This is a genomic window from Rhizomicrobium sp., from assembly GCA_037200385.1.
Lineage (GTDB): Bacteria > Pseudomonadota > Alphaproteobacteria > Micropepsales > Micropepsaceae > Rhizomicrobium.
This window is the reverse complement of the sequence record JBBCGL010000001.1, coordinates 2,073,257-2,097,333: the sequence shown is the minus strand read 5'-3', so window position 1 is coordinate 2,097,333 and position 24,077 is coordinate 2,073,257. Positions and strand designations below refer to the sequence as shown.

General features: G+C 67.2%; 22 protein-coding genes. 15 read left to right on the top strand and 7 right to left on the bottom strand.

All coding sequences use genetic code 11. From position 1 onward, the window contains the following. Positions 1 to 62: 62 nt before the first annotated feature. Positions 63 to 1,895 (bottom strand): aminopeptidase P family protein, encoded by a 1,833-nt coding sequence (locus tag WDM91_09935; GenBank protein ID MEI9994902.1) that lies wholly within the window; start codon positions 1,893 to 1,895, stop codon positions 63 to 65. Positions 1,896 to 2,034: 139 nt separating this feature from the next. Further along, the gene (locus WDM91_09930; protein ID MEI9994901.1) at positions 2,035 to 2,892 is read right to left on the bottom strand and encodes a 50S ribosomal protein L11 methyltransferase; all 858 of its coding nucleotides are present in this window, start codon (positions 2,890 to 2,892) and stop codon (positions 2,035 to 2,037) included. A gap of 60 nt (positions 2,893 to 2,952) precedes the next feature. Here WDM91_09930 and WDM91_09925 point away from each other — a divergent pair, with 60 nt between their 5' ends. Together WDM91_09925 and WDM91_09920 are read left to right on the top strand one after the other, a co-directional pair. Next, positions 2,953 to 3,504 carry an AAA family ATPase gene (locus WDM91_09925; GenBank protein ID MEI9994900.1) on the top strand — a complete coding sequence of 184 codons (552 nt, stop codon included), beginning with the start codon at positions 2,953 to 2,955 and terminating at the stop codon, positions 3,502 to 3,504. 201 nt (positions 3,505 to 3,705) lie between these two features. Then, complete coding sequence (locus WDM91_09920) at positions 3,706 to 5,835, top strand: catalase (protein MEI9994899.1); 2,130 nt, start codon at positions 3,706 to 3,708, stop codon at positions 5,833 to 5,835. Positions 5,836 to 5,848: 13 nt separating this feature from the next. Here the strand turns inward: WDM91_09920 and WDM91_09915 are convergent, their stop codons facing one another. Further along, positions 5,849 to 6,250: a hypothetical protein gene (locus tag WDM91_09915; protein ID MEI9994898.1), complete on the bottom strand. Its 402-nt coding sequence runs from the start codon at positions 6,248 to 6,250 to the stop codon at positions 5,849 to 5,851. 407 nt (positions 6,251 to 6,657) lie between these two features. On the opposite strand from WDM91_09915, the gene hpnI reads away from it, so the two are divergent. The 10 genes from hpnI (at position 6,658) to hpnE (ending at position 17,452) form a co-directional block, all read left to right on the top strand. After that, the gene (hpnI, locus tag WDM91_09910; protein MEI9994897.1) at positions 6,658 to 7,800 is read left to right on the top strand and encodes a bacteriohopanetetrol glucosamine biosynthesis glycosyltransferase HpnI; all 1,143 of its coding nucleotides are present in this window, start codon (positions 6,658 to 6,660) and stop codon (positions 7,798 to 7,800) included. A gap of 9 nt (positions 7,801 to 7,809) precedes the next feature. Next, positions 7,810 to 9,234 (top strand): hopanoid biosynthesis associated radical SAM protein HpnJ, encoded by a 1,425-nt coding sequence (gene hpnJ / locus WDM91_09905; protein ID MEI9994896.1) that lies wholly within the window; start codon positions 7,810 to 7,812, stop codon positions 9,232 to 9,234. A gap of 190 nt (positions 9,235 to 9,424) precedes the next feature. After that, complete coding sequence (hpnK, locus tag WDM91_09900; protein MEI9994895.1) at positions 9,425 to 10,258, top strand: hopanoid biosynthesis-associated protein HpnK; 834 nt, start codon at positions 9,425 to 9,427, stop codon at positions 10,256 to 10,258. A gap of 167 nt (positions 10,259 to 10,425) precedes the next feature. Beyond that, complete coding sequence (locus WDM91_09895; protein ID MEI9994894.1) at positions 10,426 to 11,331, top strand: hypothetical protein; 906 nt, start codon at positions 10,426 to 10,428, stop codon at positions 11,329 to 11,331. 123 nt (positions 11,332 to 11,454) lie between these two features. Further along, entirely contained in the window at positions 11,455 to 12,432 is a 978-nt protein-coding gene (locus WDM91_09890; protein ID MEI9994893.1) for a lysylphosphatidylglycerol synthase domain-containing protein, read from the top strand. Beyond that, a complete protein-coding gene (hpnA, locus tag WDM91_09885; protein MEI9994892.1) occupies positions 12,432 to 13,421 on the top strand; it encodes a hopanoid-associated sugar epimerase in 990 nt (329 codons plus the stop codon). The genes WDM91_09890 and hpnA overlap by 1 nt, the downstream gene beginning before the upstream one ends. Beyond that, positions 13,418 to 14,548, top strand: a complete 1,131-nt coding sequence (locus WDM91_09880; GenBank protein MEI9994891.1) for a glycosyltransferase — start codon at positions 13,418 to 13,420, stop codon at positions 14,546 to 14,548. Before hpnA ends, WDM91_09880 begins: the two co-directional genes overlap by 4 nt. Beyond that, positions 14,545 to 15,381: a squalene synthase HpnC gene (hpnC, locus tag WDM91_09875; protein MEI9994890.1), complete on the top strand. Its 837-nt coding sequence runs from the start codon at positions 14,545 to 14,547 to the stop codon at positions 15,379 to 15,381. The genes WDM91_09880 and hpnC overlap by 4 nt, the downstream gene beginning before the upstream one ends. After that, positions 15,378 to 16,211, top strand: a complete 834-nt coding sequence (hpnD, locus tag WDM91_09870) for a presqualene diphosphate synthase HpnD (GenBank protein ID MEI9994889.1) — start codon at positions 15,378 to 15,380, stop codon at positions 16,209 to 16,211. Before hpnC ends, hpnD begins: the two co-directional genes overlap by 4 nt. Next, on the top strand, positions 16,208 to 17,452 hold the full coding sequence (hpnE, locus tag WDM91_09865) for a hydroxysqualene dehydroxylase HpnE (protein MEI9994888.1): 1,245 nt from the start codon (positions 16,208 to 16,210) through the stop codon (positions 17,450 to 17,452). The genes hpnD and hpnE overlap by 4 nt, the downstream gene beginning before the upstream one ends. Positions 17,453 to 17,454: 2 nt before the next feature. Here hpnE and WDM91_09860 read toward each other — a convergent pair whose 3' ends face one another. Both WDM91_09860 and WDM91_09855 read right to left on the bottom strand, forming a co-directional pair. Beyond that, positions 17,455 to 18,231: an SDR family oxidoreductase gene (locus WDM91_09860; protein ID MEI9994887.1), complete on the bottom strand. Its 777-nt coding sequence runs from the start codon at positions 18,229 to 18,231 to the stop codon at positions 17,455 to 17,457. After that, on the bottom strand, positions 18,231 to 18,560 hold the full coding sequence (locus WDM91_09855) for a nuclear transport factor 2 family protein (GenBank protein MEI9994886.1): 330 nt from the start codon (positions 18,558 to 18,560) through the stop codon (positions 18,231 to 18,233). The genes WDM91_09860 and WDM91_09855 overlap by 1 nt, the downstream gene beginning before the upstream one ends. A gap of 53 nt (positions 18,561 to 18,613) precedes the next feature. Between WDM91_09855 and WDM91_09850 the strand changes: the two genes are divergently transcribed. The 3 genes from WDM91_09850 to WDM91_09840 all read left to right on the top strand — a co-directional run bounded on the left by WDM91_09850 (position 18,614) and on the right by WDM91_09840 (position 21,858). Beyond that, positions 18,614 to 19,042 carry a helix-turn-helix domain-containing protein gene (locus tag WDM91_09850; GenBank protein ID MEI9994885.1) on the top strand — a complete coding sequence of 143 codons (429 nt, stop codon included), beginning with the start codon at positions 18,614 to 18,616 and terminating at the stop codon, positions 19,040 to 19,042. Between the two features lie 6 nt (positions 19,043 to 19,048). Further along, positions 19,049 to 21,004 (top strand): squalene--hopene cyclase, encoded by a 1,956-nt coding sequence (gene shc, locus WDM91_09845; GenBank protein ID MEI9994884.1) that lies wholly within the window; start codon positions 19,049 to 19,051, stop codon positions 21,002 to 21,004. Positions 21,005 to 21,186: 182 nt separating this feature from the next. Then, complete coding sequence (locus WDM91_09840; GenBank protein MEI9994883.1) at positions 21,187 to 21,858, top strand: hypothetical protein; 672 nt, start codon at positions 21,187 to 21,189, stop codon at positions 21,856 to 21,858. Here WDM91_09840 and hpnH read toward each other — a convergent pair. Then, a complete protein-coding gene (gene hpnH, locus WDM91_09835) occupies positions 21,802 to 22,950 on the bottom strand; it encodes an adenosyl-hopene transferase HpnH (GenBank protein MEI9994882.1) in 1,149 nt (382 codons plus the stop codon). The two genes, WDM91_09840 and hpnH, sit on opposite strands and share 57 nt — an antisense overlap. Positions 22,951 to 23,016: 66 nt before the next feature. Then, the gene (gene ispH / locus WDM91_09830; protein ID MEI9994881.1) at positions 23,017 to 23,964 is read right to left on the bottom strand and encodes a 4-hydroxy-3-methylbut-2-enyl diphosphate reductase; all 948 of its coding nucleotides are present in this window, start codon (positions 23,962 to 23,964) and stop codon (positions 23,017 to 23,019) included. Between the last annotated feature and the right edge of the window lie 113 nt (positions 23,965 to 24,077).

Below are 24,077 nucleotides of genomic sequence, written 5' to 3'. Positions count from 1 at the left end.
CATATATCTCAGTGGCTTGGATACCCTATGTCCTATCGCGGGGATGACAGCGGAGCGGTGTTTCAAATCGCTCTTGTCGCCTGCTCCAGCCAGGGCTGCGTCTCCTCGTCGACCAGCGGCCCCACCGTCTCGCGCACGCGGGCGTGATAGGCGTTGAGCCAGGCGCGCTCGGCGTCGGTCAGCAGGCTGGGCTCGACCAGGCCCAGGTCGATCGGCGCGAGCGTGATGGTCTCGAAGCTCAGGAATTTGCGTTGCGGGTCGCCGCCGGGCACGGGGGCCGCGTCGCTCACCACGACCAGGTTCTCGATCCGGATGCCATATTCGCCGGCCTTGTAATAGCCGGGCTCGTTGGAGCAGATCATGCCGGGCCTCAAGGGCTGGGTGACCGTGTAGCGCTTGGAGATGCTCTGCGGCCCTTCGTGCACCGAGAGGTATGAGCCCACGCCATGGCCGGTGCCGTGGTCGTAGTCGCATCCGACGTCCCACAGCGCGCGGCGCGCGAAGGCATCGAGCGCGGCACCCGGCGTACCTTCGGGGAAGCGCGCGGTGGCGAGCGCGATATGGCCCTTGAGGACGCGGGTAAAGCGGTCCTTCATCTCGTCGCTCGCTTTGCCGACGATGATCGTGCGCGTCACGTCGGTCGTGCCGTCGGGATATTGCGCGCCGGAATCGATCAGGAAGATCTCGTTGTTCCGGATCGGCCGGTTGGTCGCAGTGGTCACGCGGTAATGCACCACGGCGCCGTTCGAACCCGCGCCCGAGATCGAGTCGAAGGAGAGGTCGCGCAGCGCGCCGGTGCGGGCGCGGTAGCCCTCCAGCGCCTTGGACGCGTCGATCTCCGTCAGGTGCCCGTTCGGCGCCTCGCGCGCCAGCCAGAACAGGAAGTTCGACAGCGCCGCGCCGTCGCGGATGTGCGCCTTGCGCGTGCCCTCGATCTCGACCGGGTTCTTGCAGGCCTTGGGCAGCTGCACCGGATCGGGGGCGCGCTTGATCTTCGCGCCGGCGCTGGTGAGGCGGTCGAAGATCGCCGCCGCCGCCGTGCCCGGATCGGCGATCACCGTCTTGCCCTTCAAGGCGTCGAGCGCGGGCGCAAACTCCGATGGTGGGCGCAGGCGCACCGCATTGCCCAGATGCTTCTCGAGCTCGGGCGACGACTTGCGCTCGTCCATGAACAGGTCGGTCGAGCCGTCCGCGTTCTGGATCGCGAAGGACAGGGCAAACGGCGTGTGCGGCACGTCGGCGCCCCGGATGTTGAGCAGCCAGCAGATCGAATCCGGCAGGGTGATCACCGCGGCGTCGGCGCCTTGGGATTTCACCTCCTCGGCGATGCGGGTGCGCTTGGATTCGGCGCTTTCGCCCGCGAGGTTGGATGCCTGGATGATCGCCTTGGCGGTGGGCGCGTCGGGCTGGTCGTCCCACACTGCGTCGATGGGATTGGAGTCGAGCGCGACCAGCGTGCCGCCGGCCTTGTCTGCCGCCACGCGCAGAGCCTCGACGCCGTGCGCCGTGTGCAGCCAGGGGTCGTAGCCGAGCTTCGCCCCCTTGGGCAGAGCGTGCGCGATCCAGCCGGCGGGACCTTCCTCTAGCTCGCGCGGCTCGAACAGCGACGTGTCGGTCTGCTGGCGGATCTGCAGGGTGTAGCGGCCGTCGACGAACACCGCGGCTTTGTCGAGCAAGGCGACGGCGGCGCCGGCCGAGCCGGTGAAGGCGGTGAGCCAGGCGAGGCGCTCCGCCCGCTTGGGGACGTATTCGCCCTGGTGCTCGTCGGCCCGCGGCACGACGAAGCCGTCGAGGCCGCGGCGCTTGAGCTCGGTGCGCAGACGGCTAAGGCGCGGCGCGCAGGTCGCGGCGTCGGTCTCGTTGTCGTAGGTCTGGAAGGGGCCGGTCTTGTCCATGGATGGTGCCTATTCTGAAAAACCGTCATCGCCGCCCTCGTGGCGGCGACCCATGATCTCCCTGCCAGATGGGTGTTCATGGGTGGCCGGGACGAGCCCGGCCATGACGATGTGTTGGGCGATGAGCTTAGTCCTGCGCCTACGGTTTCTCCAGCACCAGCGCGGTCCATGGCCCGTCGCGGCGGCGGGCGCGCAAGATCAGGCGGTGCGGCGTATAGAAACTCACAACAAGATTCTCCTGCCAGGTCAGCAGACCCGAGAGGACCAGCGTGCCGCCGGGGGCCAGCGCCCGGGCGACCGCCGGGGCGATATGGGTCAGCGGGCCGGCCAGGATGTTGGCCAGGATCAGGTCGAACGGCGCCGCGGCCGCGATCACCGGATGGGTCAGCCCCTCCGCCATGGCCGCGCGGATCAGTGGCGCCACGCCGTTCGCCGCCGCGTTCTCCTCCGTCACCTCCACCGCGTCCGGATCGATATCGGTGGCCAGCACCGGGCGCCGCCACAGCTTGGCCGCGCCGATGGCCAGCAGCCCCGTGCCGCAGCCCAGGTCGAGCACATTCGTATAGCGCCGCCGCTTTGCCAGATCGCTGAGCGCGGCGAGGCATAGCGCGGTCGTCTCGTGGTGCCCGGTGCCGAACGCCATGCCGGCCTCGATGCGGATCGGGATCACGCCCGCAGGCACCTCGCCCGCATCATGCGCGCCATAGACGAAGAAGCGCCCGGCGCGGACCGGCGGCAGGCCCTCCTGGCTCAGCCGGATCCAGTCCTGGTCGGGCAGCGGCGCCACGTCGATGGTGTAGCCGGTGAGGCTGGAGAGGAATTGCGCGTCCGGCGGCTCTATATAGAGCGCCTCGACCGTCGCGTCCGGCTTGAACGGCTCCTCATGGATCAGCACCGCCTGCGGCCCGGGCGGCGCCAGCTCCAGCGCCGCGCACACATCGGCGGCCAGCGACTTCTCCAGCGTGACGCTGGCCTTCCACAGCGGCGGATTGCTCATGCGTGCTCGCATAGCGCAAACGCCCCTGCCGCGCAAAATTGCCTGGGCTATAATCGCCGCATGGCACGGATCATCCTCCTCAACGGCGCAGGCAGCGCGGGCAAGAGCTCGCTGGCCAAGGCCCTCCAGGCCGAACTGCCGGGCGTCTTCCTGCATGTGGCGATGGATGCCTTCCTTGAGATGATGCCGGCCAGGACGCTGGGCACGGCGGACGGGCTGACCTTCGAGACCATCCAAGAGGACGGCAAGCCGTCGGTGATCGTGACCTCCGGGCCGGCGCAGGAGCGGGCGCTCAAGGGCATGCGGCACGCGGTGGCCGCGATGGCGGATGTGGGCTGTGACCTGATCGTGGACGAGGTGATGTTCGATCCCGCGCCGCTGGCAGAATATCGCGCGCTGCTGGCGGGGCACCTTCTGTGGGTGGTGGGCGTGCAGGCGCCGCTGGGCGTGCTGGAGGCACGCGAAGAAGCGCGCGGCGACCGCGCGCCCGGCCTGGCGCGCTGGCAGTTCGGGCGGGTGCATCGCGGCATGGTGTATGATTTCGAGATCGATACCAGCATGGCGACACCGGAAGACTGCGCGCGGGCAGTGGTGGAGGGGTTGAAGTTCTGATCCGCCTCCCCGCGTGCGGGGAGGTTGACGCGCAACGCGCGTCGGGTGGGGACGACGCGCTTCTCCACCCGAACGTTGCGCGTTTCGACCTCCCCACGCTGGGGAGGTGAAAAGACGTTTTCTTTGGAACGATTCTGAACACTGCACGCTCCCCTCATGGGCAGCGCTTGTGCGCGCCCTTCACACAGACGGAGGCGGGCCATGGCGAAAGCATCCAAACGCGCGGGCAAGACCGCATCCCCCAGCGGAACCGGCCAATACGGCGAGGTCGAAGTTGTGCGCGGCGCCGGCGGCGAGACGCATCAAACGGCCGCCGAAGGCCTCGAAGTGATGACGACGGCGCAGGGCATGCCGATTTCGGACGATCAGAACTCGCTCAAGATCGGAACCCGCGGCCCGACGCTGCTGGAAGATTTCGTGCTGCGCGAGAAGATCTTCCATTTCGACCATGAGCGGATTCCGGAGCGCGTGGTGCACGCGCGCGGCTTCGGCGCGCACGGCTTCTTCGAAGCGTATGAATCGCTTGCCGACATCACGCGCGCGGATCTCTTCCAGCGCAAGGGCGAGAAGACGCCGGCCTTCGTGCGCTTCTCCACCGTCGCGGGCAACAAGGGTTCGGCGGACTTGGCGCGCGACGTGCGCGGCTTCGCGGTGAAGCTCTACACCAAGGAAGGCAATTGGGACATCGTCGGCAACAACATCCCGGTGTTCTTCATCCAGGACGCGATGAAGTTCCCCGACCTCATCCATTCCGCCAAGGACGAGCCCGATCGCGGCTTTCCGCAGGCGCAGACCGCGCACGACAATTTCTGGGACTTCATCTCGCTCACGCCCGAGAGCATGCACATGGTGATGTGGATCATGTCCGACCGGACGATCCCGCGTTCCTTCCGCTTCATGGAAGGCTTCGGCGTCCACACCTTCCGGCTGGTCAACGCCGCGGGCAAATCGACCTTCGTCAAGTTCCACTGGAAGCCCAAGCTCGGGCTGCAATCGGTGGCGTGGAACGAGGCGGTGAAGATCAACGGCGCCGATCCCGACTTCCACCGTCGCGATTTGTGGGACGCGATCCAGCAGCGCGACTTTCCGGAATGGGAATTGGGGATGCAGCTGTTCGACGAGGATTTCGCAGACAAGTTCGATTTCGACGTGCTCGACGCGACCAAGCTGATTCCGGAGGAGGAGGTGCCGGTGCGCATCGTCGGCCGCCTGGTGCTCAACCGCACCGTCGACAATTTCTTCGCCGAGACCGAGCAGGTCGCGTTCTGCACCCAGAACATCGTGCCGGGCGTCGACTTCTCCAACGACCCGCTGCTGCAGGGCCGCAACTTCTCCTATCTCGATACCCAGATCAAAAGGCTGGGCAGCCCCAACTTCACGCATCTGCCGATCAACGCGCCCAAATGCCCCTTCGCGCATTTTCAACAGGATGGGCACATGGCGATGCGCAATCCGAAGGGCCGGGTGAATTACGAGCCCAATTCCTGGGACGCCCAGGGCATCGGCGGCCCGCGCGAGATTCCGGACGGCTTCCGCTCGGTGGCCGAGCCGGCGGACGGCGTGAAGGCGCGCGCCCGCAGCGCCACTTTCGCCGATCACTACAGCCAGGCGCGCCAGTTCTTCGCCAGCCAGGCTGACATCGAGCAGCTGCACATCGCCAAGGCGCTGGTGTTCGAGCTCAGCAAGGTCGAGCGGCCGGAGATCCGGGCGCGGATCGTGGCGCATCTGCGCAACATCGACGAAGGCCTGGCGGGCAAGGTGGCGGACGGGCTCGGACTTCCCGAGCTGCCGGCCGCCGCGACGCCAGCGCTGGCGCCGCGCGACGACCTCGCGCCGTCGCCGCTGCTCAGCATCGTCGGACGCGGGCCGGCCACCTTCAAGGGCCGCAAGGTCGGCGTGCTGGTGACCGACGGCGTCGATGCCGGTCTGCTCAAGGCGTTGCGCGCGGCGCTCAAGAAGGAGGGTGCGGCGATCAAGATCGTGGCGCCCAAGATCGGCGGCGTGACCGATAGCGCGGGCGAACTCGTCCCGGCCGACGAGAAGATCGACGGCGGCCCCTCCGTGGTGTTCGACGCCGTGGCGATCCTTGCCACCGAAGAGGGCGCCGCATTGCTCGCCGCGCTGCCGCCGGCGCGCGACTTCGTGGCGGACGCCTTCGCGCATTGCAAATTCGTCGCCTATACGGCGGCAGCGCAGGCGCTGTTCGACAAGGCGGGCGTGACGCCGGATGACGGGTTCATCGCGCTGGCGAAACCGCGCGATGCCGCGACGTTTGTCGAAGCCTGCCGCGCGCTGCGGCTGTGGGATCGCGAATTGAAGATGCCGTCCTAGGACGGCGCGTGGATCAATTGCGGCCCGGCGCACCCTGGCTCGGCCTGAACAACCAGGGCGCCGCGATCGCGATCGCGTGCGCGGGCTGAAGAAGCGTATCGTATCCAAGCCCAACGAAGGAACCGGGTCCACCCGCCACCATCCAGCTTATCGTCGCTGCGATGGCCGCAGCGACGATCGGCGAGTTTCCCAGAAAGGCGCCGCCGATGGCGGCGACGCAATTGACCAGAAGCGTGACCACGGCGGCCATGACCATGAGAAGCGGAAATTCGATGAAAAACCGCGCCAGCATGCGGTCGGTCGACCCGCCGTCCGCCAACGCCAAGAGCAGGGCTATCGCCGCGAATATCATCACCGTCACGATCGTGTTGACGGGAATGTGCCGGATCAGGAGCATCGCGCGAGCGTAGCGCACGCATCATTGCAGTTCGGTTATGGGCTGAAGCCTTTCGGTCGCTGCTCCGCGGAATCGCGGAGTGAAGATGCCGGCATGAGGATTCGACCTTCCCATATGCGCGGCGGTGTGCGCTTCAGAACGCCGCAGGCCGCCCGACGACCCTGGTTCCACGCCCACCGCCGACGTCTTCGGATGAAGCCGAATGCGTTTGCAGGGCTGTTCCCCAAGGTTTCGTGCGGTTCTGCGCCTGTTCGGCGCCGCCGCTTGCCGGCAATCTCTCGGAATAACCAGACGGAACAATGGACTTACGCGGCCGTAATGCGACATCTCTTAACCGCGCGGCACGCTAGGGCTTTCCCATCCGGCACCGAAAATGCGATGTTGCGTCCGTCCGCAGTGGGGGCTGGGACGTCCGGAGCGCGCACGTGCATTTGGTTGTCGAGACCACTGGCTGGCTTTTCGTCGCCCTGTCGCTGGCAGGTGCGCTCTACGCGCTGCTGTCCGCCGGCGTGATCGGCCGTTTCGCCGCGACGCGGTTGCCCGCCGTCACGGCGCTGCCGGCGGTCACGCTGCTCAAGCCGCTGCATTTCGACTCGCTGGGCCTTGAGGACGATCTCGAGACCTTCCTGGCACAGGACTATCCCGCGCCGATCCAGATCGTGTTCGGCGTGCAGAATCCGTCGGATCCTGCCATCGCCATCGTCAACCATCTGAAGGCGCGCCATCCCGGCATCGACATCGCGCTGGTGGTCGACGAGCGGCGCTATGGGTCGAACGCCAAGATCTGCAATCTCATCAACATGGCCGAGCACGCCAAGCACGGCGTGCTGGTGATGAGCGACAGCGATATTGCGGTGCCGCGCGACTATCTCGCCAAGGTGGTGGGTGCGCTGCTGCAGCCCGGCGTCGGGGCGGTGACCTGTCCCTACACCGGCCTTGCCGGCGCCAGCGCGTGGTCGACGCTTGCGGCGATGGGGACCTCCTACGACTTCCTGCCGAACATGGTGTTCGGCACCTGGTGGGGCTTGGCCAATGCCTGTCTCGGCTCGACCATCGCGCTGCGCCGCGCCAGCCTCGACCAGTTCGGCGGCTTCGAGGCCTTCGTCAATTATCTCGCCGACGATTACGAGATCGGCCGCGCCGTGCGCCATCGCGGCCAGCGCGTCGTCGTGCTGCCGCTGGCCGTCACCCATCGCTGCACCGAGGAGACGGCGCGCGAGCTGATCAGCCACGAGCTGCGCTGGAGCCGCACGGTGCGGATCGTGCGGCCGGGCTCGCATGCCACCACGGTCATCACCCATCCCTTTCCGCTGGCCCTCTTGGGAGTCGCTTTCCTGGGGCTGGGGACGATCCCGCTCGCGGCGGTAGCAGCAGCATTGCTTGCCCGTTTAATCCTCAAGTTCCGTGTGGAAAAAGCATTCGGCGCAGCGTCCGGTCCGGCCTGGCTGATGCCGGTGCGGGACACTATATCGATGATGGTTTTCTTCGCGTCGTTTTTCGGTCAGAAGGTGGCTTGGCGCGGCACGCGCCTGAAGGTCGAGCCTTCCGGCGCGATGTCGCAGTTGTAGAGGTCTGTTATGAAAGCGCTTTTCCTCCAGGCTCCGTCCTTCGACGGTTATGACGGCGGCGCCGGCGCGCGCTACCAGATGAAGCGCGAGGTCAAATCCTTCTGGTTCCCGACCTGGCTGGCGCAGGCGGCCGCCATGGTGCCGGGCTCCAAGCTGATCGACGCCCCGCCGCACAACCTCTCCTTCCAGGACATCGAGGCGGACGTGAAGTCCCACGACTTCATCGTGATCCACACCTCGACGCCCAGCTTCAAGTCGGACTGCAAGACGGCGACGATGATCCGCGCCCTCAACCCCACCGCCAAGATCGGCTTCATCGGCGCCAAGGTCGCGGTCGAGCCGATTGAGAGCATGGAAGCGTGCAGCGCGCTCGATTTCGTGGCGCGCAACGAATACGACTTCACGATCAAGGAAATGGCCGAAGGCGCCGACTGGTCGACCGTCGCGGGCCTCACCTATCGCAACGCCGCGCGCGAGATCATCACGAACCCGGAGCGCGAGATCCTGGTCGACATGGACAAGCTGCCGTCGGTCCTGCCGCTCTACAAGCAGCTCGACGTGAAGAAGTATTTCGGCGGCTACCTGCTGCACCCCTACATGTCCTGGTACACGGGCCGCGGCTGCAAATCGCGCTGCACCTTCTGCCTGTGGCCGCAGACCATCGGCGGGCACAAATACCGCTTCATGTCGATCGACCGCGTCGTGGCGGACGTGAAATACGTCAAGGAGAACTTCCCCGAAGTACGGGAGATCTTCTTCGACGACGACACGCTGACCGACAATCACGACCGCGTGGAACAGCTCGCCAGGGCGCTCGGCCCGCTCAATGTCGTGTGGTCGTGCAACGCCAAGGCGAACGTGCCGCGCAAGACGCTGGAAGTGATGAAGGCGAACGGGTTGCGCCTGCTTCTCGTCGGCTATGAATCCGGCAACCAGCAGATCCTGCACAACATCAAGAAGGGCCTTCTGGTCGACGTCGCGCGCCGCTTCTCCAAGGACTGCCACGAGCTCGGGATCGTGGTGCACGGCACGTTCATCCTCGGCCTGCCGGGCGAGACGCGCGAGACCATCCAGGAGACGCTGCAATTCGCCAAGGACGTGAACCCGCACACCATCCAGGTGTCGCTGGCCGCGCCCTATCCGGGCACCTTCCTCTACAAGCAGGCCAAGGAGAACGGCTGGTTCGCCTCCGACGTCGACCTCTTGACCGACGACGGCACGCAGATCGCGCCGCTCAACTATCCGCATCTCGGCCACACCGAGATCTTCAATTCGGTGGAGGACTTCTACAAGAAGTTCTACTTCCGTCCGTCCAAGATCCTGGAGATCGTCAAGGAGATGCTGACCAGCCGCGACATGCTGGTCCGCCGTCTGCGCGAGGGCGTGGAGTTCTTCTCCTTCCTGCGCAACCGCGAGGACATGATCGTCTCGTAGCGCCGCTCCGGCGTCTCGGCCCACGCCCCGGTGTCATGGCCCGCGAATGCGGGCCACCCAGGTGGGGTTCGCTTCGGTCTCGATGTTTGAGCAATGTAATGGCGCCAATTTGCAGCAGATCGCCGGCGTCAACTGGGTGGCCCGCATTCGCGGGCCATGACAGTTTTTGTTTTTGGCGAAAATTACGCCTATGAAATCCCTCATCGTCACCGCCGACGATTTCGGCGCCGCGCGCGAGGTGAACGACGCGGTCGAGATCGCGCACCGGGACGGCATCCTCACCGCCGCGAGCCTGATGGTCGGCGCGCCGGCCGCCGGCGATGCGGTGCGCCGCGCCCGTGCCAATCCGCGGCTGCGCGTCGGGCTGCACATTGTGCTGGTGGAGGGCCGCCCCACGCTGCCCGCGCGTGCCGTGCCCGACCTGATCGGCGCCGACGGCAATTTCCGCACCGACATGGCGGCGGCAGCGGCGAACATGTTCTTCCGCCCCAAGGTGCGCCGCCAGCTCGAAGCCGAGGTCGAGGCCCAGTTCGATGCCTTCCGCGCCACCGGACTGCCGCTCGACCACGTCAACACCCATAAGCATTTCCACCTGCATCCGACCATCGCCTCGACCATCCTCAGGGTGGGCAAGCGCCACGGCCTGCGTGCGATGCGCGTGCCGTTGGAGCCGAACGGTCCGCTGCGCCGCGCCGACCGCCAAGCGAAGCTGCCATCGGCACTTGTCACCGCGCCCTGGGCGATGCTGGCGCGCGCCCGGCTGCGCGCCGCGGGAATGAAAGTGCCCGACCAGGTCTTCGGCCTCGCCTGGTCCGGCGCGATGACGCCCGCGCGCGTGCTGGGCCTGATCGAGAACCTGCCCGACGGTCTCACCGAGCTTTACCTGCATCCGGCGACCGGACCTTATGAAGGCTGCGCGCCCGGCTATGCCTATGCCGACGAACTCGCCGCGCTTGTGGCGCCGCGGGTGGTGCAGGCGTTTCGGAATTCCGCCATCGCCAAGGGCGGCTTCGCGGATTTTTGAGAGGGCTGTCCCGCGACACGGGCAATTCCATCTTCGCTTTTGCGAAATGGCCCGTGTTCTGCTATCTCCCAGCCACACTTAAGCCCTTCAATTTACGGAGTTTTCTCCGGGGCCTTGGCGTACGGGGAGCCCCCTGCGACAGTGGCGGAAACCGGCGGATGATACGCATGACGGCACTCACCTTTCCCGAGATCACCGGCACCGGCCCCGCCGTGCCCGAAGGCCGCATCCGCTGGGGCTCCGAAGAGCACAAGCGGCTGTTCTGCAAGACGCTGCTCGACACCTTCAATCCCTATCGCCCGGCCGTGATCGACTGGCCGAAGCTGGAGGCCGAGACCCAGGCGCGCATCACCGCGCTGCCGATCTGGGACATCGCAGTGCAGACCGAGAACCGCGCCGGCCTCAACGTCTGCACCTATGCCGAGCTGATCCCCGATCCGCTGCTGCGCAAGGCGGTCGAGCTCAACGGCTTCGAGGAGCGCCGCCATCGTTACGTGCTGTCGAACCTGGTCGAGGCCTACGGCATCAAGCTGGCGCCCGAGCCCGCCTATCCGCGCCCGAAGGATCCCGAATGGGCCTTCCTGGTGACCGGCTACAGCGAATGCATCGACAGCTTCTTCGCCTTCGGGCTTTTCGAAACGGCGAAGCAGTCGGGCTTCTTCCCCGCCGATCTTGTCGACACCTTCGAGCCGGTGGTGCACGAGGAAGGCCGCCACATCCTGTTCTTCGTCAACTGGATCGCCTGGCACCGCCGCAACATGCCGCTCTGGCGCCGTCCGTGGTTCGAGCTGAAGGTGCTCGCGGTCTGGGCCTTCCTGGTCTATGAGCGCATCGGCATCGCCTCGGACGTCGGCAACGGCCAGCAGGACAACAATTTCACCGTCAACGGCGCCACCCAGCTCACCGACGGCGACATCGACATCTACAAGCTGATGGATACCTGCCTGGCGGAGAACGACCGCCGGCTGGGGATCTACGACAGGCGGCTCAAGCGCCCGCGCTTCGTGCCATTCATGATCCGCACCTTCCGCCGCTTCTTCGGTCCGAAGCGCGCCGTTCCGGCGGTTGCTTGATCGCATGCATCTCTCTCCTGTCATGCCCGCGAAGGCGGGCATCCAGAAACAGCGAGGCTGGAGTCCCGCCTTCGCGGGCATGACAATCGCGTTGCGATCCCTATCCAGACCGGGGGGCGGCAAATGAAACTCGGTGTCATCGCTGCCGCGCTGGTCGGGCTCGCCTTGTTCGTCTGGCTGCTGCTGCATATCGGCATCGGCGAGGTGCTCGCGGCCGTCGCCTCGGTCGGCTTCCTCGGCTTCGCGCTGATCTGCCTCTACGGCCTCGCCGTCGTCATGCTGATGGGCGGCGCCTGGTATGCGCTGACGCCGGCGCGCTCGGTCCGCGCTCTCGCCACCTTCATCATCGGCCGCCAGACGCGCGACAGCGCCGGCGACATCCTGCCCTTCAGCCAGCTCGGCGGCATCGTGATCGGCGCCCGCGCCGTGATCCTGCGCGGCATCGCGGCGCCGCTCGCCTTCGCTTCGGCCATCGCCGATGTGACGACCGAGCTGATGGCGCAGATCGTCTTCATCCTGATCGGCATCGGCCTGTGCATCGCCGAGCTGCGCGCCGCCAGCGCCACCGCGCCCTATGTCGACGGGCTGATCCTCGGCACCCTGCTGCTGGTGCCGGGCATCGCCGCCTTCGTGGTGCTGCAGCAGCGCGGCAGCGCCTTCGCCGAAGGCCTCGCGACGCGCTTCCTGCCCGCCGCGCTCAAGCACACCGCGGCGTTCGGCGAGCAGATGCGCGCAATGTACGATTCGCCGGCGCGGCTCGCAGTGTCCTCGACCATCCATCTGGTGTCCTGGATCGCCTCCAGCGGCCTGATCTGGCTCAGCGTCCACCTGATCGGGAGGCAGATCGATTTCTTCTCCTGCATCGCGATCGAGGCGCTGCTGGCGGCGCTGCGCAGCGCCACCGTCTTCATCCCCGCCGCCATCGGCGTGCAGGAGGCGGGCTATGCCGCGCTGATGCCGCTGTTCGGCCTCGGGCCGGAGGTCGGCGTCGCCTGCTCGCTGCTGAAGCGCGCGCGCGACGTCGTGATCGGCGTGCCCGTGCTCCTCGCCTGGCAGGCCTTCGAGGGCCGCCGGGCGCTTGCCGCGCCGGTGGAAGGCTGATGGGCGACAAGGTCCTCGTCACCGGCGCCTCGGGCTTCGTCGGCTCGGCCGTGGCGCGCGCCTTGTCGCGCCGCGGCGATACGGTGCGGGTGCTGATGCGCAGCACCTCGGTCCGCACCAATGTCGAAGGCGAGGTCTTCGAGATCGCCGAGGGCGACATGCTCGACCGCCACGCCATGATCGAGGCGATGGATGGGGTGCGCCACGTCTTCCATGTCGCCGCCGATTACCGGCTGTGGGCCCGCGATCCACAAGAGATCGTGCGCAACAATCTCGAAGGCACGCGCGTGGTGATGGAGGCGGCGCGCGACACCGGGGTGGAGCGCATCGTGTACACTTCGAGCGTCGCGGCGCTGAAGCCGATCCACGGCGTCGCGGTGGACGAGACCTCGCGTCATTCGGAAGCGACGGTGATCGGCGCCTATAAGAAATCCAAGCTGGTGGCCGAGCGGCTGGTCGAGCGCATGGCCGGCGACGGGCTGCCGGTCGTCATCGTGAGCCCTTCGACGCCGATCGGGCCGCGCGACGTCAAGCCGACGCCCACGGGCCGGATCATCGTGCAGGCGGCCAATGGCGGCATGCCGGCCTTCGTCGACACCGGGCTCAACCTCGTCCATGTCGACGACGTCGCGCAGGGCCATATCCTGGCGCTGGAGAAGGGCCGCACCGGCGAGATCTACATCCTGGGCGGCGAGGACGTGCGGCTGAAGGACATGTTGGCGGTGATCTGTCCGCTGGTCGGGCGCAGGCCGCCGCGGCTGCAGCTGCCGCGCGGGCCGCTCTATCCGCTGGCGCTGTGCGCCGAGGCAGTGGCGCGCTACACCGGCAAGGAGCCGATGCTCACCGTCGATGCGCTGAACATGAGCAAGCACCACATGTTCTTCTCCTCGAAGAAGGCGCAGGACGAGCTCGGCTTCACAGCGCGGCCCTACCGCGAGGCCATCAAGGATGCGGTCGCGTGGTTCCAACAGGCGGGCTACATCACGTGATCGCGCTCGTCGCTCTCCTCCCGGTGGCGATCTGGCTTTACCTGCTGGCCGGGCGCGGCATGTTCTGGGCGATGCAGGAGCGCGACGACGCCGATACGCCGCCCGAGCCGGTGCAATGGCCCTCCGTCGTCGCCGTCGTGCCGGCGCGCAACGAGGCCGACGTCATCGCGCGTTCCATCGGCAGCCTGTTGGCGCAGGATTATCCCGGACCGTTCCGCATCGTGCTGGTCGACGACCAGAGCGGCGACGGCACCGGCGAGATTGCGCGCAAGCTCGACGGCACCGGCCGTCTCGAGGTTCACAGCGGCACGCCGCGGCCCTCGGGCTGGGCGGGCAAGGTGTGGGCGATGAAGCAGGGCGCCGGTCTCGCCGGTACGCCCGAATATCTGTGGTTCACGGATGCCGACATCGACCACAGGCCGGAAAATCTGCGCCGCCTCGTGGCGCGGGCGGAGGCCGGCAAGCTCGTCCTCACCTCGCTGATGGTGAAGCTGCATTGCAGGGGATTCGCCGAAGCCTATCTGATCCCCGCCTTCGTGTTCTTCTTCGACATGCTCTATCCGTTCCGCTGGGTGAACGATCCGCGCCGCAAGACGGCGGCGGCGGCCGGCGGCTGCATGCTGGCGCAGCGCGCGGCGCTGGAACGCGCGGGCGGCATCGACACGATCCGTTCCGAGATCATCGACGATTGCGCGCTGGGCCGTGCGATGAAGGCCGAGGGTCCGATCTGGCTCGGCCTCACCGAACGCGCCGCCTCGATCCGGCCTTATGCCGGCCTGCCCGAGATCCGCCGCATGGTGGCGCGCTCGGCCTATGCCCAGCTCGGCTATTCGCCGTTGGCGTTGCTCGGCGCGTTCGTCGGGATGATCGCGGTCTATGGCGCGGCGCCGGTGCTGGCGATCGTCGCGCGCGATTCGGCGCAGGCTTCGGGCTTCCTCGCCTGGCTGGCGATGGCCTTCGCCTTCCAGCCGATCCTCAAATTCTATCGCGCCTCGCCGCTCTGGGGCCTGGCGCTGCCGCTGATCGGCTTCGTCTATGCGCTGTTCACCCTCGACTCCGCGATCCAGCATTGGCGTGGCAGGGGCGGCATGTGGAAGGGCAGGGCGCAAGCCCTGGGGCAATCATGAGTGCCGCCGAGCTCGCATCGGGCAAGGGCGCGAAGGACGAGAACTTCCCGGTCGCCTCGGTATTGATCGCCAAGAAATACCGCCCGCCGGTGATGGCGTTCTATGCCTTTGCGCGCGCGGCCGACGACGTCGCCGACCACGCCGCCGCCCCGCCCGACGAGAAGCTCGCCGTGCTCGAAAGCATGCGCGGCAGCCTGACCGGCGAAAGCGACATCTCGCCGGAGGGCGTGGCGCTGCGGGCCGCGCTCTCGGCGCGGGGCCTCACCATCCAGCATGGTCTCGATCTGCTCGAAGCCTTCCGCCGCGACGTCACCAAGGCGCGCTATGCCGACTGGGACGAGCTGATGGACTATTGCCGCTATTCGGCGATGCCGGTCGGCCGCTTCGTGCTCGACGTGCACAGCGAGAGCCGCGCCACCTGGCCGGCCAATGATGCGCTCTGCGCCGCGCTGCAGGTGATCAACCACCTGCAGGACTGCGCCAAGGATTACCGCGAGCTCAACAGGGTCTATATCCCGCAGGACGTGCTGCCCGATCCGCAGGTCCTGTCGGCGCCGAAGGCCGGCCCCGAGCTGCGCGCAGCCCTTGCCGGCCTTGCCCGCCGGACCCAGGACCTGCTGGCCCAGTCCCGGCCCTTCGCGGCCCAGATCCGCGACCGCCGCCTGAGCCTGGAGGTCAGCGTGATCCAGACCCTGGCGGAGGACCTGACCGCCCGCCTGCTGGTCCGCGATCCCCTGTCGGAGCGGGTCCACCACCGGCGCGGCGAAATGCCGGGACTGTTGCTCCGCGCCCTCTCCCGCTTCGCCGTCTCGCGCTTTACAACGCCCTCATGAGCAGCGATTCCGGCACCACCCAGCAGAAGCTCGCGGGCAGCTCCTTCTATTCGGCCATGCGCCTGATGCCCAAGGCCGAGCGCGAGGCGATGTTCGCGATCTACGGCTTCTGCCGCATCGTGGACGACATCGCCGACGACGGGATCGGGACGCGGCCCGAGCGCGCGGCACAGCTCACCCAGTGGCGCGTCGCGCTGGACGACCTCTATGCCGGCCAGCCGCCCGAGCGCATCGAATTCCTGGCGCCCCATGTGGCGCGCTACGGCCTGCGCAAAGCCGATTTCCTCACCGTGATCGACGGCATGGACATGGATGTCGCGGAGGACATCATCGCGCCCGACCTGAAGACGCTCGACCTCTATTGCGAGCGCGTCGCCAGCGCGGTGGGCCGGCTCTCGATCAAGGTGTTCGGGATGGACGAAGGGCCGGGCGACGCGCTGGCGCATCACCTCGGCCGCGCCCTGCAGCTCACCAACATCCTGCGCGACATCGACGAGGATGCGGGCATCAACCGCCTCTATCTGCCGCGCGAATATCTCGACGCGGCGGGGATCGCGGCGCGCGATCCGAAGGCCGCCATCGCCGATCCGCGGATCGACATCGTGTGCCAGCGCATCGCGCGCGACGCGCATGGCTGGTACGACGGCGCCGCCGCGGTGCTGGCGAAGCGGCCGAAGGGCCGCCTCGCGACGCCGCGCCTGATGGGGGCGGTGTATGAGGAGATCCTGCGCCAGACCGAAGCGATCGGCTGGACGCCGCCGCGCAACCGCGTGTCTCTCTCCAAGCCGAAGCTCCTCGGCATCGTCCTGCGCCACGGATTGTTCGGATGAACACGACATATGTCGTGGGCGGCGGCCTCGCAGGCCTGTCCGCCGCCGTGGCGCTGGCCGGCAAGGGCCGCAAGGTCGTGCTGATCGAGGGCGCGCCGCAGGCCGGCGGGCGCTGCCGCTCCTATTTCGACGCCGCGCTCGGCCTCACCATCGACAACGGCAATCATCTGGTGCTGTCGGGCAACACGGCGGTGCAGTCCTATCTCGCGCAGATCGGCGCGGCCGACGCGCTGGCCGGTCCGCCGCGCGCGGTGTTCGACTTCATGGATGTGAAGGACGACCGGCGCTGGACCCTGCGTCCCAATGACGGGCTGCTGGCATGGTGGGTCTTCATCCGCGAGCGCCGGGTGCCGGGCACCGAGCCGCAGGACTATCTCGACCTGCTGCGCCTGATCGCGGCCGACGGCGACAAGACGATCGCGGAGGTCCTCGAATGCCGCGGCCATCTGTGGACGCGGCTGCTGCAGCCCTTCCTGCTCGCCGTGCTCAACACCGACCCGAAGATCGCCTCGGCGAAACTCGCGGGCGAAGTGGTCAAGCAGTCGCTGGCGCGCGGCGGCCTCGCCTACCGGCCACGGATCGCCCATCCCACGCTCGCCGCCGCCTTCGTCGAGCCGGCCCTGGCGTTCCTGAAAGCCAGGGGCACCGACATCCGCATCGGCCAGCGGGTGCGCGGCCTGACGATGGACGACTGGCGCGTCACCGGTCTCGATCTCGCGGGCACGCCGGTGGCGCTCGACAAAACCGATACGGTGATCCTCGCCGTGCCGCCTTGGGCCGCGACCGAGTTGCTGCCGGACCTCGTCGCGCCGATGGAGTTCCGGTCGATCGTCAACGCGCATTTCAAGCTCGCGCCGCCTGCCGGCACGCCGCTGATGACCGGCGTGATCGGCGGCAGCGCCGAATGGATCTTCGCCTTCGAAGACCGGGTCTCGATCACGGTCTCGGGGGCAGACGCCATCGTGGACGACGACCGCGAGGTGTTGGCACGGCGGTTCTGGACCGACGTGGCGAAGGTGCTGCGCCTGCCCGCCGATCCCCTGCCGCAATGGCAGGTGGTGAAGGAGCGCCGCGCCACCTTCGCCGCGACGCCCGAGCAGGCCCGCCGCCGCCCGCAAGCCCGCACGAAGTGGGCGAACCTGCTGCTGGCCGGCGACTGGACGGCCACCGGCCTGCCCGCCACCATCGAAGGCGCTATCCGTTCGGGACAGACGGCAGCGGGGCTGGTCCCGCCGCGTTGACGTCAGGCGACGGGGACAGTGCCGCCGTCTATCACATATTCGGCGCCGGTGATCGACGCGGCGCGTGGCGACACCAGGAACGCGACCAGATCGGCGACCTCCGCGGGCTTGGCGGGGCGGCCGAGCGGAATGCCGCCCAGTGAATCCATCAGCGCCTGCCGCGCGCTCTCCGTGCCGGTGTTCATCGTCTTGGCAAGAGTCTCGACCAGGCCGATAGCGGCCTCGGTCTCGACCCAGCCTGGCGACACCCGGACCACCCGGATGCCCTTGGGACTCACCTCCTTGGACAGCGCTTTGCTGTAGGTCGACAGTGCTGCTTTCGCTGCGGCATAGGCGGTGGTGGCCTCCGGCAGCGGCATCTGCCGCTGGATCGAGGTGACGTGCACGATGACGCCGGCGCCCCGCGCCAGCATCCCGGGCAGGAGCGTGCGATCCAGCCGCACCGCCGCCATCAGGTTGAGGTCCAGGGCGCGCTGCCACTGTGTGTCATCGAGCACCGCGAAGCCGCCGGCCGGCGCCGACGAGCCGCCCACGACATGGACGACGATGTCGATGCGGCCGAGCGTCTCGCGCGCCGCCTGGGCGATGATCCGGCAGCCCTCGGCGGTGGCCGCATCGGCCGCGACGAAGGACACGCCGGCTGGCGGGTCGACGGGCTGTGCGCGCGCCGTGGCGAGCACGGTCGCGCCCAGTTCGTGCAGCCGCGCCACGACCGCGGCGCCGATGCCCTTCGTGCCGCCCGTGACGAGGGCGTTCTTGCCGTCCAGTTCGCCGCCCATCAACCGACCTCCAGCGCCGCGATCCGGCCGTCGGCGGCGAAGCCGAAGCGGTAAGTCAGGAGGGCGGGGCTGCCGTCGAAGGTGCCGGAGACTCTGGCCTTCAGGACCGTGCGGTCGCCCGCGATCTGGGTCTCCAGCGGTTCCACCGTGACGCGGTATTTGGCGCTGGTCTGCTCCTTCCAGGCGCGGATCGCATCGCTGCCCACGATGTCGCGGCCTTCGTCGCGGACCCGCGCATCGGGAGCGAAACAGGCCACCAAGGCCTCGATATCGTGGCGGTTTTGCGCGTCGAGGTAGCGGCTGAGCGTGCTCGGGAGATCAAGGGCCATGGGGTTCCGTTCCATTTGCTGCGTCCAACCCGATGTGTTGCTATAAGGCGGTCATGGCAAGAACCGACAAAAAGGTGGGGTACTCACCAACGGGTTATCTTCGGGACGTCACACCCGAAATGGCGGCGCGCGGCATCGAGCGGGCGTTCTCCATCCTCGATGCGCGGTGGAAGATGGTCATCATCCTCCAGCTCTTCGACAAGGACACGCTGCGCTTCTCCGAGCTCGAAAAACTCATCGCCGGCGTCTCGCAGAAGATGCTCGCCCAGCACCTGCGCGAACTGGAACGCGACGGTGTCGTTGCGCGGGAGGTCTATCCGCAGGTGCCGCCCAAGGTGGAGTACACATTGACCGCCTGGGGCCGGGCGATGTGCCCGGCGCTCGACAGCCTGCTGGAATGGATCGCGCTGGAGGAACCTGCGAAAGCCGCGGCCGCCTTGCAGCCGCCCGGTGCGGCGCAATCGGCACAGCTGTTGGAATAGGCCGCGATGAACCAGATGCTCCTTTCCCGCGGCGCCGAAGACACCATCGCGGTCGACAAGATGCTCGGCGATGCCACCGCCGCGCTGCTCAAGTCGCAGCGCGACGACGGCCATTGGGTGTTCGAGCTCGAAGCCGATGCGACCATCCCGTCGGAATACGTGCTGCTCGTCCATCACCTGGCGGAGACGCCGAACCTCGAACTCGAAGCCAAGATCGGCAACTACCTGCGCCGGATCCAGTCCAAGGAGCACGGCGGCTGGCCGCTCTATCATGCGGGCGCCTTCGACATCTCGGCGACGGTGAAGGCCTATTTCTGCCTCAAGATGATCGGCGACGACATCGACGCGCCGCACATGGTACGGGCCCGCGAAGCGATCCGCGCCCGCGGTGGCGCGATCAAGGCGAACGTCTTCACCCGCATCCTGCTGGCGCTCTACGGCGAGACCTCGTGGCAGAACGTGCCGACCGTGCCGGTGGAGCTGATCCTGCTGCCGCGCTGGTTCCCGATCCATCTCTCCAAGATGAGCTATTGGGCGCGCACCGTGATCGTGCCGCTGCTGGTGCTGGCGGCGAAACAGCCGCTGGCGCGCAATCCGCGCGGTATCCATATCCCCGAATTGTTCGTCGAGGGCGTGCCGGTGATCAGCCCGCGTGCGCCGCACCAGTCGGCCGGCTGGTCGTTCTTCTTCAACACGCTGGACAAGGTTCTGAAGGTGGTGCCGTGGCCCAAGGGCCTGCGCAAACGCGCCATCGACAAATGCGTCGCCTGGACGACGGAGCGCCTCAACGGCGAGGACGGGCTGGGCGCGATCTATCCCGCGATGGCCAACAGCGTGATGATGTACGACACGCTCGGCATCGGGCCGGAGGATCCACGCCGCGCCATCGCGCGCAAATCGGTCGAACTGCTGCTGGTCGTCAAGGACGGCGAAGCCTATTGCCAGCCCTGCGTCTCGCCGGTGTGGGACACCGCGCTTGCGGCGCATGCGCTGATGGAAGCCAAGACCGGTGTCGCCGACGCCGCGGTCGCCAAGAGCCTCGAATGGCTGCGCCACCGCCAGGTGCTCGACGTCGCGGGCGACTGGGCGGAGGAGCGTCCCGACGTGCGCCCCGGCGGCTGGGCCTTCCAGTACAACAATGCGCATTATCCCGATCTCGACGACACCGCCGTCGTGGTGATGGCGCTGGACCGCGCCAAGAAGAGCAACATCGCGCTGTCCGATTATGACGCGCCTATGGCGCGTGGGCGCGAATGGGTCGAGGGCCTGCAGAGCAGGAACGGCGGCTGGGGCGCCTTCGATGCCGACAACGCCTATTACTACCTGAACAACATCCCCTTCGCCGATCACGGCGCGCTGCTCGACCCGCCGACCGACGACGTCTCGGGGCGCTGTATCGGCATGCTGATGCAATTGGGCGCGACGCCGGACGATCCTTATGTGAAAGCGGGCGTCGATTTCCTGCGCAAATCGCAGCTCGCGGACGGCTCGTGGTTCGGCCGCTGGGGCGTCAACTACATCTACGGCACCTGGTCGGCGTTGGCGGGACTGAACGCGGCGCAGGTGATGCCCGACGATCCGATGATGACCAAGGCGGCCGCTTGGCTGATTGCGATCCAGAATCCGGACGGCGGCTGGGGCGAGGATTGCAACTCCTACAAGCTCGATTACAAAGGCTACGAGCCCGCGCCCTCGACCGCGTCGCAGACCGCCTGGGCGCTGCTGGCGCTGATGGCGGCGGGGCAGGTCGATCATCCGGCGGTGGCGCGCGGCATCCGCCATCTCGAAGCGACGCAGCAGGCCGACGGTCTGTGGGGCCAGGAGCACTACACCGGCGGCGGCTTCCCGCGCGTGTTCTACCTGCGCTATCACGGCTATCCGAAATTCTTCCCGCTCTGGGCGGTGGCGCGGTATCGCAATTTGAAAGCCGGAAATTCGCGCCACGTGAGCTACGGCCTCTAGCACATGCATCTCTTGTCATCCCCGGCGAGCGCGAACGCAGTGAGCGCGAGGGAAGGGGACCCAGGCGGCAAACACCGTCACGGTATTTGCCGCCTGGGTCCCCGCACGCTGTCGCTACGGGGTCCCTCGCATCGCTTCGCGATGCTCGCCGGGGATGACAAGGATTTTGGGGTTCGCCCCACATGACCGTCATCGCCGTCACGGGCCTGGCGCGCGAGGCGCGGATCGCGCGGCGGGGCAAGCTCGTGCCCGTGATCAGCGCGGGCGACGGCGCGCTGCTCGAGAAGCGCCTCGAAGAGGCCATCGCCAAGCACAAGCCCAAAGGCATCGTGAGCTTCGGCATCGCGGGCGCGCTGGCGCCGCTGCTCAAAGTGGGCGACACGGTGATCGCCACCCATGTCGTGCACGGCGAGGAGCGCTATCCCACCGATGCCGCCTGGACCGCGGCTCTGCGCGCCAAGCTGCCGCGCGCCCATAGCGTGATCCTCGCGGGCCACGACCAGATCGTCAGCCATGTCGACGGCAAGCGCCGGCTCTTTGCGCTGACGGGGGCGCATGCGGTGGACATGGAATCCCACATCGCGGCGCGCGCCGCGGCGCGCCATGGCCTGCCTTTCGCCGTGCTGCGGACGATCTCCGACGCGGCGCGGACGGGGCTGCCGCCCGCGGCGTTGCTGCCGCTCAAGGCGAGCGGCAAGCCGCGGATGCTGCGCATCCTGGGCTCAGTCGCGACCGAGCCGTCGCAGATCGGCGATCTGTTGAAGACTGGCCGCGAGAGCGGCCGGGCGTTCCGCGCGCTACTCCGCGGCCGCCACGCTCTCGGGCTTCTGCTTGGCTTTCCGGATCTCGGCTAGCTTGTTCTCGACATGGGCGGAGAACACGAAGTCCGCCGGCCGCTGTTTGGACGTGTCGATGTCCTTGGCGAACGGGCCTTCGGTCTTCACGCCGCGCATCGCCAGCGGGATCAGCTTGTGCGGCCGCTTGATCGAATCGATCACCGCGGTGCCTTCGAAGCCGCAATGGACCATGCAGTCCTGGCACTTCTCGTATTTGCCGACACCGTACTTGTCCCAGTCGGTGTCTTCCATCAGCTCCTTGAAGGTCTTCACATAGCCCTCGCCGAGCAGGTAGCACGGCTTCTGCCAGCCGAACACGCAGCGCAGCGGCATCGACCACGGGGTGCACTCATAGGTCTGGTTGCCCGCGAGGAAGTCGAGGAACAGCGAGCTCTGGGTGAACTCCCAGTTCTTGCCGCCATTGCCGCGGCTGAGGATGTCGCGGAACAGCTTCTTGGTGCGGTCGCGGTTGAGGAAGCTGTCCTGGTCCGGGGCGCGCTCATAGGCATAGCCGGGCGAGATCGTGATCCCGTCCAAGCCCATCTCCATCATCGTGTCGAAGAACTTGGCGACGCGCTCCGGGATCGCGTTGGAGAACAGCGTGCAGTTGATCTGGGTGCGGAAGCCCTTGGACTTCGCCAGCTTGATCGCCGCGATCGCCTTGTCGTAGACGCCGTCGAGGCAGACCGAGTGATCGTGCATCGCCTTGTCGCCGTCCAGATGGATCGACCAGGTGAAGTTCGGATGCGGCTTGTACTGGTCGATCTTCTTGGAGAGCAGGATCGCGTTGGTGCACAGGATCACGAACTTGTTGCGGTCGATGAAGCCCTGCACGATCTGCGGCATCTCGCGGTGGAGCAGCGGCTCGCCGCCCGCGATGGAGACCGCCGGCGCGCCGCACTCGTCGATCGCATCCATGCAGTCCTGATAGGACAGGCGCTGGTTCAGGATGTCGTCGGGATAGTCGATCTTGCCGCAGCCCGCGCAGGCGAGGTTGCAGCGGAACAAGGGCTCCAGCATGAGCACGAGCGGATAGCGCTTCTTGCCCGTCAGGTGCTGCTTCATCACATAGGAGCCGATCTTCGCGGCCTGGTGCAGAGGTATACCCACTTTTATTCTCCCGTCCCGCGGAACGCGGGCAAACAGAACCACGCCCGCGGAACGCGGGCAGACACATTACGCGGCCGGAACGCGGTCGTTGCGCAGCTCCGCCGGCAGGCGGAACTCGATATGCTCTTTCTTGCCGTCCATGGTCTCGACGCTCACCGGCGCGACCGCGATCCGGCGCAGCGCGGCGATCACGTCCTCGACCAGCCGCTCAGGCGCGCTCGCGCCGGCCGTCAGGCCCACCGCGCTCTTGCCTTGGACCCATTCGGGCCTCAATTCGCTTCCATCCGCCAACAGATAGCTCGGCACGCCGACCTCGCGGCCGATCTCGACCAGCCGGTTGGAGTTCGAGGAATTCTTCGCGCCCACCACCAGGATGACGTCGGCGACCTCCGCGAGCTGGCGCACCGCGGTCTGGCGGTTCTGCGTCGCGTAGCAGATGTCGGTGGTCTCGGGCCCCACGATGTCGCTGAAGCGCTTCTTGAGCGCCAGGATGATGCCCTTGGTGTCGTCGATCGAGAGCGTGGTCTGGGTGATGTAGGCGACCGGCGTGGCGGTCGGAATGGTCATGTCGGCGACTTCGGCTTCCGACTGCACCAGCGTCACCGGGGCGCCGACCTGGCCCATCGTGCCTTCGACCTCGGGATGGCCGGCATGGCCGATCAGGATGAGCTGGCGGCCGTGCTGGACGTAGCGCTTGCCCTGATTGTGGACCTTGGAGACCAGCGGGCAGGTCGCGTCGAGCACCGGCAGCTTGCGGTCCTGCGCGGTCTGCACGACGGTCTTCGGCACACCATGGGCGCTGAACACGGTGACGGCACCGTCGGGAACCTCGGTGAGCTCCTCCACGAAGACCGCGCCCTTGTTCTTCAGCGTGTCGACCACGTGCTTGTTGTGCACGATCTCGTGACGGACATAGACCGGCTCGCCATATTTCTCGAGTGCCCGCTCGACGATGTCGATGGCGCGGACGACACCGGCGCAGAAACCACGGGGTTGGGCGAGAATGACTCGCATGAACGCTCCTTCAAGGACGGTATCTTGCCCGAATTCGAGGCTATAGCCAGCCGGATGATGCAGTGCAACCACAGGGGCAGAAGGACCCTCTGGCATTTACCATTCCCAGCATA